We start from the raw sequence: 12,255 nt of genomic DNA on the forward strand, positions 1-12,255 counted from the left end.
ACCCTCGTTGCTACTCTCCGGAAACCCCGCGGCTTATCGGCGAAATGAACGGCGTGCTCCACGTTCCGCCGACGAAGAACGAAGACTGGTTGGGACCCTGGTTATTTGTCTGCGTGGCTGGCTGGTCCGCCTGAATGATGCCGCCGGACAGCGCCAGCCCGCGCCCGGCATAGGAGGCGATGCCGGAAAGCCAGATCTTGTACTTCGCCGAATTCGCTTCGGCCTTGTCGATTTTCGCCACACCGTTCGAAATGCTTGCCTTGAGTTCGGCCCCGTCGATCGGCAGCGTTCCGTCGGAGACATCGGCGAGCGCGAAGAACCCGCCCTGTTCGTTGTGTTTGAGAAACGCCGGCAAATTGAACCGGCTCAACGCGCCCTGGCCGAATTTCGCCGAAACCGAGCCGTCGGCGTTCTCGAAAATGGAATCCCAGGTTCTGCCTGGCCCCTTCAGGATGACCGATACGGTTCCCGTGCCGATCGGCACCAGTCGCGACATTCCGGCTGCGGTGCCAAAAGCCCCACCATCGATGTCGGAGGCGAGCAGCCTGATCTCGACCTGCGTGCCTCCCGGCTTGCGGTCGAACCGAAGACTGCTCTGGATGTTGCCGCCAAAGGCCGATGCATCGGAAATATCGAAGACGGCAAGACCGTTCTTGACCTGGGCGGCGGCGGCGACGTCGGCAAGCTGGATGGCGCCTGCGGTGGCCTGCGCTGCCGACAGTCTGAGATCGAGATCGATCCGGTCGGCGACGCTTATGTCGACTTCGCCTGGGCCGGCGCCGTCCGTAGGCGCCAGGGGTGTGAAGGCGGAGAGAAACGACCGCAAGTCGAGCGTCTCGAAGGCGAGCGTACCGGCGATCACCGGCCGCGCCTCGCCAAAGGAGAAGTCCAGCGCACCCATTCCCGGATTGTCGTCCAGAGCGATCTCGGTGTTTTCGAATTTAATGCGGCCGGAGGTCGCCGTGACCTTGCTGGAAACGGAAACCGAGCCGATTGCCGCGCCCGGCGCGATGCCGGCCCGCGACCATTCGAGCACGCGCCTGAGCGAGGGTGCGGCAAATTTCGCCTTGCCGTCGAAATAGGCATTCTCGGACATGCTGGCCACGCCGTCGAAGGAAAAACTGGCGGGCGCCGCCTTGAAGGAAAGCGTCATCGGCGCCGCACCGCCCCCAAACAGCACCAGCGGGTTCGACGATGCGGCATCCACGGCGACGCTTTCGCCACGCCAGATCCCGGTCGCCGACAGCGTCGCATTGCTGTTCATGGCGGCCCAGTTCGCCTGTCCGCTCAGGCTGCTCAGTATCTCAGCGTCCTTACCATCGACAGATGTCACCACGCGGCCGTTCCTGAACTCTACTGTGCCGAACGGATCAGCCGGCAGCTTGCCCAGGTCCGGCTTGGCTGGATTGGCGCTGACCACGGCGCGGGCGATGTCGATGGAACGGGTGATGCGCCCGCCTGAAGGCAGGGCGGGCAGGAAAAGCCCATGTGCTGCGCGTTGAACCCTGATCGTCGGCCGGACCAGCCGCGCCGTCGAGAACACCACATCGCCGCGCAACGCCGCCATGGCCGAGAGATTGACCTCGACCCGTTCGGCCTCGATCACAGGCGGCGCGTCGCCCTCTGTCCATTGCGAAAGCGTCACGTCGGTCAGGATGGCCCGGAAATTCGGCCACACCTCGATCCGCGGGGCGCCGTCGATGGTGACCCTGAAACCGCTCCACGCACTCATTTCCCAGGCGATGCGGTCGCGCACGATGCGGGTCGAGGCGACGAGCGGCAGGGCGGCAACGGCCAGCGCGATGACGAGCACGGCAACGCCGATCGCCCATATTCCGCGCCGGATCAAAGGTGATGACATGTCGCCCGTATGCTTCCGTTCCGACCAAATCGCCCGACGGGTGTAACCCCAGTCGTCACTACGACTTAGGGCTGACGCATTTCAAGTCTTTATGGCCCGGCGATGGCATTTGCGCACATCCGCGTCGCTCGGCCGAACAAAATCTTGCTCTGTTGCGCCGCGATATGCATAAGCGATCCGAATGCATGTCGCCAAAATGCGCAACCTCTTGGGATAACGACATACATAAAAACAAAGTCTAAAGCGCGTCGCATGAACTCTTCAAACGTGACGTGCTTTTAGGAGGAACGATCATGGCTGGCGACGCACCGCTCTGGGCACCTGCGAAAGACCAGGTCGACGCCGCGCCGATGACTGCCTTCATGCAGGCCGCCGCGGCCGGAACCGGCAAGGATTTCTCCTCCTACGCGGATCTACATCGTTGGTCGATCGACGATCGCGAGGCATTTTGGAGCCTGGTCTGGGACTTTTGCGGGATCGTGGGCGACAAGGGCGCCAGTAGCGGCGAGCGCGTGCTTGTCGATGGCGAAAAAATGCCGGGCGCCGCGTTTTTTCCCGACGCGAAGCTGAACTTCGCCGAGAACCTGTTGAAGAAAACCGGGCTCGGTGATGCCATCGTCTTTCGCGGCGAGGACAAGGTCGAGCGCCGGCTTTCCTGGAACGAGCTGCATGCGCTGACCTCGCGGCTGCAGCAGCTCTTCCTGTCGCTTGGGGTGAAAAAGGGCGACCGTATCGCCGCCATGATGCCCAACATGCCGGAAACCGTTGCGGCAATGCTGGCGACAGCCTCGATCGGCGCCGTCTGGTCGTCCTGCTCTCCCGATTTCGGCGAACAGGGCGTGCTGGACCGGTTCGGCCAGATCGAGCCTGTCGTCTTCATCGTGCCCGACGGCTACTGGTACAATGGCAAGGCGATCGAGGTCGCCGACAAGATCGCGGCCGTTGCGGCAAAGCTCGTCACCGTCCACAAGATCCTGATCGTCGACTATCTCGGCACGTCGACCGATCTGGCGGCGACCATCGAGAAGGCGACTGCGCTGGACGAGGCGCTCTCATCCTTTGCCGCCAAGCCGGTCACCTTCGAACGGTTGCCGTTCGCGCATCCGCTCTACATCCTGTTTTCTTCCGGAACGACCGGCATTCCCAAATGCATCGTCCATTCGGCCGGCGGAACGCTGATCCAGCATGTCAAGGAAGAACGGCTCCACGCCGGCCTGCTCGACGGCGACCGCTTCTTTTATTTCACCACTTGCGGCTGGATGATGTGGAACTGGCTGGTGTCCGGCCTGGCGTCGGGCGCAACCCTTCTGCTTTATGACGGGTCGCCCTTCTATCCCGACGGCAACGTACTGTTCGACTTCGCCGACGCCGAGAAGATGACCTATTTCGGCACCTCGGCCAAGTTCATCGATTCCGTCCGCAAGGCCGGCCTCAGACCGATCAAAACGCATGATCTTTCGAGCGTGCGCACGATCTCCTCAACCGGTTCGCCTCTGTCGCCCGAGGACTTCCGCTTCGTCTATGACGGCATCAAGAAGGACGTGCATCTCGCCTCGATTTCCGGCGGCACCGACATCGTCTCCTGCTTCGTGCTCGGCGTGCCGACCGAACCGGTATGGACCGGAGAGATACAGGGGCCTGGCCTCGGCCTCGCCGTCGATGTCTGGGACGACGACGGCCACCCGCTCAGGCAGGAAAAGGGTGAGCTCGTCTGCACCAAGGCGTTTCCCGCGATGCCGATCGGCTTCTGGAACGATCCCGAAGGCAAGAAATACCACGCGGCCTATTTCGAGCGCTTTGACAATGTCTGGTGCCACGGGGACTTCGCCGAATGGACCGCTCATGGCGGCCTGATCATCCATGGCCGCTCCGACGCGACGCTCAACCCGGGCGGGGTGCGGATCGGCACGGCGGAGATCTACAACCAGGTCGAGCAGATGCCGGAAATCTTGGAAGCACTGTGCATCGGCCAGGATTTCGACAACGACGTGCGGGTTGTGCTGTTCGTGCGGCTGGCTGAGGGGACGCAACTCGACGCGGAGCTGGAAAAACGCATCCGCGCGAAAATCCGCAGCGGCGCGAGCCCCCGCCACGTGCCGGCTAAAATCGTCGCCGTCGCCGACATTCCACGCACCAAATCGGGCAAGATCACCGAGCTTGCGGTGCGCGACATGGTGCATGGCCGCGCTGTCAAGAACAAGGAGGCGCTGGCCAATCCCGAAGCGCTCGAGCTGTTCCGCGACCTGCCGGAACTAGCCGACTGAGCAAACAGGCCGGCGGTGCAATGCGACTTAATAGGCCCGGCCGAGCATGGTTAACGAAATATCTCGCTCGAATTTACCTAGAATTCATGAGTGGTACACATCGGTAAATTTTTCGCGGCGCCGGTAAGGTTTTGTTAAGGGCCGGCATCGAAAATCGTGCGTAACTTGAGGGAGAAATCCCGTTCCTCTAAATCCCCAGAGGATCTGAATTCGCTCAAGCCCCCGTTGTGACAGCAATCCAATCATTCAAGGCGTCCTGTGGACGCCTTTTTTCTTTTGGAGCATCGACCCAAAAGTGGGCACCGGTTTTGGGAAATCCGATGCTCAAACAAAAAAGATAGAGCATCGACACGGACGACTGAAAGTCCGCCGTTCTAATCCGCGAGCACGCGGGTTGACGGGAAAGCGACTTCGACCAGGGTGCCCTCGCCGGGCGTCGAGTTGATGGTGAACCGGGCCCGGTTCGCCTCGACCATGGCCTTGGTCAGCGGCAGCCCGAGACCGGTGCCGTCGCCGCGCCCGCGCTTCAGCGCGTTGATCTGCTTGAACGGCTTGAGCGCCTGCTCGATCTCGGACTGGCTCATGCCGATACCGGTGTCGCGCACGCGCATGACGACGTCGCCGGAGATCTCGTAAGCTGTCGATACGATCACCTGGCCGCCGGCCTGCGTGTAGCGAATGGCATTCGACAGGATGTTCAGTGCGATCTGGCGCACGCTGCGAAGATCGGCCACCACTTCCGGCAGCCGAGAGGCGAAGCTGGAGCGGATGATGACACGTTCGCGGTTGGCTTGCGGCTGCATCATCGCCACCGTCTCGGACAGCGTGTCGTTAAGCGACACCGCCTCATAGGCCATCTCCTGCTGGCCGGCCTCGATTTTCGAAATGTCGAGCAGATCGTTGACCAGGTCGAGCACATGATTACCCGACCGGTTGATGTCGCGCAGATAGTCGCGGTAACGGTCATTGGCGACCGGCCCGAATTTCTCGTCGACCATCAGCTCGGAAAACCCGATGATGGCATTGAGCGGCGTGCGGATCTCGTGGCTGATGCGGGCGAGGAAGTCGGTCTTTTGCGAGGAGGCGCGCTCGGCCACGGCGCGCGCCTGGGTCAGATCCTCTTCGGCCCGCTTCCATTGGGTGATGTCGCGCACCACCGCGCAGAAGCCGCTATCGTTGGGCAGGCTGCCGATGGTCATGAACAGCGGAATGAAGCGCCCCTGCGCCTCGCGTCCAATCACCTCGCGGCCGTCGTTGAGCACGCTCGCCACGCCGGGCTCGGACAATCCGTCGAGATAGTCTCGCGCGGCGCGCTGGCTTTCGATCGCGAACAGCGAGACGAAGGGCTTGCCGGTCACCTCGTCGCTGTCGAAACCGAACAGCGCTTCGGCCGGGCGGCTGATCGAGCGGATCGTTCCGTCTCGGCTGATCAGCACGACGCCGTCGGTCGCGGTGTCGATGATGGTGCGCATCTCGGCGATGCGTGCCTTGAGCTCGGAAGTGTCCGGCTGCGTCTGGTCGTCGGCGGTACCATGCAGAATGGCTGCTGCCTCGTCGTCGCCGGAACGGCGGACGACCAGCATCAGCGCCTTGCCGCCACGCCACGGAACCGAACGCAGAATGGCCTCGATCGGGAACTCCTGACCATCATGCGTCTTCAACCGGAGCGCGTGATCGGTTCCGTCGGAGGCGCTGTCGTCGTAAGGATCGGCAAACAGCGCGCCGAGGCCACCGGCATCCTCCAGATCGTCGAGCGTGTCATAGCCGGTCAGGCTGAGGAATTCCTCATTCGCATAGTGGAGATCGTCGCCGGAATGGATGAGCAGGGGCACCGGCAGCTTGCCGAGGATCGAGGTGTCCGGAGCCTTGCTGCCATCTGCGGTCGAAAAAGCCGATGGCACGAACCCTTCGAGCTTGAGCGGCGGCACCTGCAGGCGCGGCCGCTCGATCGGCGCCGGCTCTACGTCGCCGACATCGCCGATGGGATCGGTTGACGAACGGGTTTCGTCGTCATCGGACGGCGCCCAATCCTCGCTGTCTTCTGCGTCACGGAAATCGGCAGCCGTCATGCTGTCGTCGTCTTCGGCGGCGGTCGATCGACTGCCCGTGTCTGTGGGTTCGACTAACTCTTGCGCCGCCTTGTCCGGCTCCGAAACCGGCGCACCGTCGCTATTGTCGGCGACATAGTCCCGGTCGGCGTAGTCGAGCAGCGAGCCTGAGATGCCGGACACGGTTGCTTCCGGCTGCTCGCCGTCGAGCCTCGCGACATCCTTCTCGTCTTCGACATCGGTTTCGGACGGTTCCGCCGCAGCCGGTTCCGCAGACATTGCAGCATCGGGCTGTTCGGTCGGGGGATTGTCCTTCTTGAGCCGCTCGCCGATCTCACGGAATGCACTGCGTTCCAGCGTCGACAGGCCTTTGTCGTTGGCCGGCTGCCTGTGCTCAGCCAACCGGATCACCTTGTCGGCAAAGCGCCGCTCCGGCTTCGGCACGATGGTCAGCGCCGGCACCTCGCCCTGGAACGGGTCGGTTTCGTCAGGCGTTTCGGCTACTTCCGGCTCGACGGCTGCGGGAGCCTCGGCATTAGGGACAAGCGCCATACCGATCGCTTCCGGATCGACCACTGCATCGCCGGTGCGGGCAACGCCGAAGCCGCGAAAACCTTCGAAGGCACGGCTTCGGCCGTAGACAGGCAGCGCCGCCAGGTCGACGGGAATCTTGAAATCGGTGCCGGCAACCGGCCACAGCACCGAGCGGCCGGACCAGGTGTCGCGTCGGTCGAGCAGGTCGGCGATCTCGCCGGACGCATCGAGGTCGAAGGTGGCCGCGACGTCCCTGAAACACCGGCCGATCACATCGGCGGCAGGCTTGCCGACGAGTTCTGCGAATTCCGGCGACAGCGCACTGAACCTGCCTTCGGCGTCGGTGCGCCAGACGAAACGCAGGGGCGGCGCCGCGCGGTCGATCGAGGGGACGGCACGCTCAGTCGGGGAGGCGGCCCCGATGGCATCCTGTGCGGAACTTTCCGCCGAAGCATCCGCCTCGACATGTCCGGACGTATCCGGTCCCGGCTTTTGCCCCTCATCCTCGCTGGCGCTGAAATACCAATGGTCATGCTGTGGAGGCATTCCGCCGGCCGCTTCCGGACCCCGCTCGGTCGAATCGGGTCGCGTCGAATCGGGCCCGGTCGAAACGGAAACGTCGTGCTCCGCCGACACCGAAGTGTCTTCGCCGGCTGACGGGACTGTCTGTGCTGCCGCATCCAACTTCGCGACTGTTGCGGGCGGTTTGTCCTGTTCTGCTTTTGGCGGGACTGCGGCATCGGCCGCCGCCGCACCGATTTCTCCTCCCGCGCTGCGCTCGCCAGCAGAGCCTGCTTCGGAGTCAAGCCGGTTCTCGTCGATCACCACCAGCAGGTGCCGCTCGTCCGTCAGCCGGGCGAGGCCGGCCGGATAAGAAGTGGTGCCGCCTGGAACGAGGCGTTTGACGATGCGGTCGTTCTCGTTCGCCACATCGGTCACAAGCGCTGCCAGCGTTTCGGGCAAGATGCCGAGCGCCGAAAAACCGTCGGAAGCGGCCTCGATGTTGCCCTTGGCATCGACGAAGGCGATGAAATGACCGTCTTCGGTAAAGCCGCTGATGGCCTGAGCAGCGATCTCGGCGCTGCGCGAGCCGGTCTGTGCCGCCGGCACCGCCAGCATGATCGCTTTTTCGCCGTCAGGCATTGTCACCGCGCTGGCCAGAAAGCCAACCGCGCGGCTGGTCAGGCCGGTTGCCAGCCGCACCGTGATGGCGCGGTCGCGGCCGATCTGTGGAAAACCGCTTGTCGCCATGATCTGGCGCCTGGCGATCAGCGGCAAGCCTGTCGAGGCGCCGATGGTGGCCTCGATGTCGGGGTAGCCGAACACCGCTGCCCCTGGTCCGTTGGCCCAGATCACCTGTTCGAGGTCTGCCGACAGAAGGGCGATCGCGTCGCCGGCGGCAAAGCGCTGGCGGACCGCTTCGAGCACGGCGACGTCGAGGAAGGAGTAGTTTTCGGACGGCATGCGCTTTGGGATCCTCACAGAGCGGCAGTTTGCGGTTAACGCTTTGTTAATAAAAGCCGACGGCGCGAAGGTCCACAAGCCATAGCGTGCAACCGCCGGAATCTCTGGGCTCGTGGTTAACGTTGGGAGTGAAATTGTATGGTGCGCTGCAACAAAGATATTGCAATGCACAAAATTTGCCTTTATATTGCCATCATACATGAACGAGACGGCTTTCTGTCGAAGCCGCTGCCGCTGCAAAGGATGGAATATGTCCAGGACCAAGACCGCTGAAAATGTCGAATTCCCTAGCTTCGACGCTTCCAAAGCCACCGACCAGATCCGCGCTTTCGCCGAAAAGGGCGTCGAGCAGTCGAAAGAGGCCTATGCCAAGCTGAAGACCGGCGCCGAAGAGACCCAGAAGGCTCTGGAGTCGACCTTTGAGACCGCCAAGACCGTTTCCAACGACCTGTCGCTCAAGACCATCGCCGCTCTGCGCGCCAATACCGAAGCCGGCTTTTCGCATTTCGAAGCGCTGATCGGCGCCAAGTCGCTGTCGGAGGTCGTTGAACTGCAGACCGCGTTCCTGCGTAAGCGCGTCGAGATGACCGTCGAGCAGGCAAAGGAATTCCAGTCCGTCGCCTCCAAGGCGGCCGAGGACGTCTCCAAGCCGATCAAGACCGCCTTCGAGAAGGCGATGAGCGAAATCAAGGCCGCCTAATATTTGCGCATATTTCGAAGATGCAACAAAAGGTCGCATTTCTTCGAACAGGATTATGTGAGATATAGTGGTCCTGCGAATACCCGGCGGGTGGAACCTCCTCCCTCTGCTCTCCGGGGTGACCAGCCAGCACCTCCTCCCGCTGGCTCGTAACAGGAAAAGGCCGGCACCTCCTCCCGCCGGCCTTTTTCTTGCCCGGCGAAATATGATGTCGATGCCGGAGCACTCTTTGCCGACAGCGCTGCGCGTCCTCTTGGACGCGCAAAGGACGCTGTAGAACTTTGGATTTCGCGCAAGATCCTTTCCGAAAATCGATTCTGATTTTGGGGCCATGCGCGGCCAAAAGCCTTGAATTAAACTCCGATAGCCCGTATTGACGCATCGCCGAACGACAGAGCGGGTCCCGGAGAATGAACGTTCCACCCGCTCCCGCTCAGGCAAACGTGCCGTTGTAGCTCAGATGGTTAGAGCGCCGGATTGTGGATCCGGAGGTCGCTGGTTCGATCCCAGCCAACGGTACCACTACCTTCCTCAATAAATTCAACCTGCTGGCGGATGGGGCAGGGGCCGCCACGCCTCGACGGAGCCATCGTCGGAAAATGGCGCTGACCCATTGCAGGGCATTCTACACAGCGGAATTACCGCCACGTACTTCGTTTGCATGTTTCGATTCCATTAGCTTGAGCGCATGGATTCGCCAGCCAGGCGACGACTCCCCAGTGCTCGCTGGTCAGGCCCAGCGGCCTCTAGCTGCCAGTCCCCCCACGCAACCAAGCCGCTGGGCCGTCCCGCCGGAGCGAAGCGCGTTGTCTCGCACATTAGCAACCTTCGGAACTGCCGGGCGCTATGCCGCGTTAATCTTCTGAATCGGAAGATAACTGTGCACAAAAAAGACTATAGAACGAACAGAGCCGACTATGCGATTGCCGCGAAGCATGGCGGAGCGACCGCTAATGGCGATGAGTTGCCGGCAAGAACAAAGAAATCGCTGTTGGTAAGGGATCGGCGATCCGCCAAATTGGCCGCTAATCCGTCGAAAAGCGCGCTAGACCCGAACCCGAAAACGCGCGGTTAGCGCGTCCGGCGCTGGCCTTCGTTCCCCGCCGCGCACTTCGGCACGGCGGGCGTCAGTCCGAAGAGTTCGTGTCAGTCGTAGACCTTCACAATCTTGCGGGTGGATGGGTCGACCAGGACGGTTCGGCCATCGATGACGACGTAGCGGTATTGAACGTCCGGCACCTCGTAAAGCTCGACTGTATCGGGCAGAGCTGTGCCGATGTTGAGCTCCACGCCGAGAAGGCTGATGGATGCCATCGGTTTCTTTTTCACGTATTCCCGAATCACAGTATCCTGCTCGGGTTGAATGATGACGTCCTGAGCGGCGGCGGCGCTGACCCCAACGAGAAGAACGATGCCCGCCGCGGCCGAGGAAAGTTGCTTTCTCATATTACCTCCAAGCAAACTCCGCTATGGCGCTTCATTGCTGCCGCGACGGATTGCTTAGCTTGAACGGTGTGAAGCAATTCTTGTTCCACTGGCAGTGCGCGAATCCGCTTACACAAACGCGCGCCCGCTCAAGGCGGCAAGCCATCCTGACAGGTATTTCGGGAACGATTGTCGAGACAGGGCGGGCAGGCACCGGGGTAACATAATAGCAAAAAAAGCCAATCAACGGCTGCACTCGGATTGTGGATCCGGAGGTAGGCGGCCGCGCTGCCTATGTGTCAGCCGCTATCGTCGCCTGCAACCATTGTGTGATGGCATCGAAAGCGATCGGTTTGGTCGTGTCGACGTCAAACAGCGGTCCGCGCCGCAGCGGCTCGGCGCGCTTGGCCAGTTCTATCAGTTCGGGGATGTAGGCCGCTCCCGGATGGCCGGCGGGACGCTGGTCGAGCCGTGCGCGATAGCGCTCGGCAAGAACCTCGCCGGGAGCATGACACCAGATTTCGGCGGTCTGCTCGACGCCGGCCCTTCGCAGGTGATCCTCGAGCACCTGGCGCGGCTGGAAGCCGAACCAGGCGTCGACGACAAATATGGTGCCCGCCGGAGCCTCGCCGACGACCGACCAGATGGCTTGGTAACTGGCGCGGCCGAGCGTCCGGTTGAATTCGCGATCACCGCCGCCGAGCACTTCGAGGAACGGGTTCTTGATGGTATCGAGCGCGAGCAACGGCCAACCCATGCGCTCGGCGATACCGCACGAGACCGTGCTTTTGCCGCTGGCGGGGATGCCGTTGACGAGCACGGCGCGCCGGCTGGGCACGGCGCGCTTGGCGGGCACGGCACGCCGGCCGGGGTTGAGCCGGGCAGATGGCGAGGACACGGGCGCGACTGCCGCCTTCGTCGCGAGCGCTTGCAGACCGGCGCCGATGACGCCTGCGTCGTCGCCCAGTTGCGCCGGTTCCACCGGGCATTGGTACCACGGGGCCAAGGCGGGAGCCCTGGCAAGCGCCCGGTGGGCCGCCAGGCCAAGTCCGCCGCCGAGCAGCACCAGGTCGGGGGCGAACATGGCGACGGTCGTATCGATTGCCGCACGCAGCGGCCCGGCCCAGGCTTCCAGTATGCCGCGCGCCAGCGCGTCGCCGCCCGCATCGCGGGCGAAAAGCTGATCGACCGAAACATCCGGACCGAGGCCTGCCCGTGCGATGTGACGGCCAAGCGCCGTGCCTGAGCTGGTGGTTTCAACGCAGCCGCGCCGGCCGCAGACGCACGCTTCGCCTGACATGTCGACGGCGATGTGGCCGAGCTGCCCCGCCGTCCCCTTGCCGCGGACGATCCGCCGGTCTTGGACCACGGCACCGCCAATGCCGGTCCCGATCGTGAACATGACGATGCTTTCATGGCCTCTAGCGGCACCGAGAGCCATTTCCGCAATCAGTGCCATGTTGCAATCATTGTCGATCGCGACGGGCTTGCCCGCCAGGCTTTCCAGTCGTTGCGCCAGGGAGATCGAGGCGAGGTTGACATAGCCTCCGGACAAGACCGCGCCAAGCTGCGCATCGACGCGTCCGGGGACGCCGATGCCGACGGCCGCAACTTCGGGGAAGTCGAGCCGGCGCACCATTTCGCCAATCCGGGACAGCACAAGCTCCGGGTCCGGCGCGCTTTTCTCGGAAATTCGGTCGAGGATTTCGCCCGTGCCGGAAATACGGGCGGCGCGCAGATTGGTGCCGCCGATATCGATTCCTATGGCCATCGAACTAGAGCCTGTTCCATTTCGACTAAACCGAAATGGGGCTCTATCTTGCTGTTTGACCATGATCTTCTCCGAAAACCGGTCCCCACTCTTCGAGATCATGGCTAGAGGCATGACGTCCCGTGCGTGCCTGGTGTGAACGCCGGATAGCTACAGCGCCGCGCATCCTGGTGCGCAAAGGACGCTGT

6 protein-coding genes and 1 tRNA gene are annotated in these 12,255 nt (G+C 62.6%); 3 read left to right on the forward strand and 4 right to left on the reverse strand.

Going from position 1 to position 12,255, the window contains the following annotated elements; all coding sequences use genetic code 11:
• Positions 1–10: 10 nt before the first annotated feature.
• Positions 11–1,861: an AsmA family protein gene (locus EOA78_RS18550; RefSeq protein ID WP_127316383.1), complete on the reverse strand. Its 1,851-nt coding sequence runs from the start codon at positions 1,859–1,861 to the stop codon at positions 11–13.
• A gap of 293 nt (positions 1,862–2,154) precedes the next feature.
• On the opposite strand from EOA78_RS18550, the gene EOA78_RS18555 reads away from it, so the two are divergent.
• Positions 2,155–4,125 carry an acetoacetate--CoA ligase gene (locus EOA78_RS18555; RefSeq protein WP_127316384.1) on the forward strand — a complete coding sequence of 657 codons (1,971 nt, stop codon included), beginning with the start codon at positions 2,155–2,157 and terminating at the stop codon, positions 4,123–4,125.
• A gap of 374 nt (positions 4,126–4,499) precedes the next feature.
• Here the strand turns inward: EOA78_RS18555 and EOA78_RS18560 are convergent, their stop codons facing one another.
• Positions 4,500–8,171, reverse strand: a complete 3,672-nt coding sequence (locus EOA78_RS18560; RefSeq protein WP_127316385.1) for a PAS domain S-box protein — start codon at positions 8,169–8,171, stop codon at positions 4,500–4,502.
• Positions 8,172–8,421: 250 nt separating this feature from the next.
• Between EOA78_RS18560 and EOA78_RS18565 the strand changes: the two genes are divergently transcribed.
• Positions 8,422–8,871 carry a phasin gene (locus EOA78_RS18565; protein ID WP_127316386.1) on the forward strand — a complete coding sequence of 150 codons (450 nt, stop codon included), beginning with the start codon at positions 8,422–8,424 and terminating at the stop codon, positions 8,869–8,871.
• A gap of 445 nt (positions 8,872–9,316) precedes the next feature.
• Positions 9,317–9,393: transfer RNA gene (locus EOA78_RS18570), tRNA-His, on the forward strand.
• A gap of 624 nt (positions 9,394–10,017) precedes the next feature.
• On the opposite strand, the gene EOA78_RS18580 is transcribed toward EOA78_RS18570, so the two are convergent.
• Positions 10,018–10,317 carry a DUF1236 domain-containing protein gene (locus EOA78_RS18580; RefSeq protein WP_127316387.1) on the reverse strand — a complete coding sequence of 100 codons (300 nt, stop codon included), beginning with the start codon at positions 10,315–10,317 and terminating at the stop codon, positions 10,018–10,020.
• A gap of 271 nt (positions 10,318–10,588) precedes the next feature.
• Entirely contained in the window at positions 10,589–12,067 is a 1,479-nt protein-coding gene (locus EOA78_RS18585) for an ROK family protein (protein ID WP_127316388.1), read from the reverse strand.
• Positions 12,068–12,255 lie beyond the last annotated feature (188 nt).

This window comes from Mesorhizobium sp. M5C.F.Cr.IN.023.01.1.1, assembly GCF_003997585.1.
GTDB classification, from domain to species: domain Bacteria; phylum Pseudomonadota; class Alphaproteobacteria; order Rhizobiales; family Rhizobiaceae; genus Mesorhizobium; species Mesorhizobium wenxiniae.

Bases quoted from the DNA above. Each gene is read 5' to 3' on its own strand.
- EOA78_RS18550 (WP_127316383.1), bottom strand. From the start codon at position 1,861: ATGTCATCACCTTTGATCCGGCGCGGAATATGGGCGATCGGCGTTGCC.
- EOA78_RS18555 (WP_127316384.1), top strand. From the start codon at position 2,155: ATGGCTGGCGACGCACCGCTCTGGGCACCTGCGAAAGACCAGGTCGAC.
- EOA78_RS18560 (WP_127316385.1), bottom strand. From the start codon at position 8,171: ATGCCGTCCGAAAACTACTCCTTCCTCGACGTCGCCGTGCTCGAAGCG.
- EOA78_RS18565 (WP_127316386.1), top strand. From the start codon at position 8,422: ATGTCCAGGACCAAGACCGCTGAAAATGTCGAATTCCCTAGCTTCGAC.
- EOA78_RS18580 (WP_127316387.1), bottom strand. From the start codon at position 10,317: ATGAGAAAGCAACTTTCCTCGGCCGCGGCGGGCATCGTTCTTCTCGTT.
- EOA78_RS18585 (WP_127316388.1), bottom strand. From the start codon at position 12,067: ATGGCCATAGGAATCGATATCGGCGGCACCAATCTGCGCGCCGCCCGT.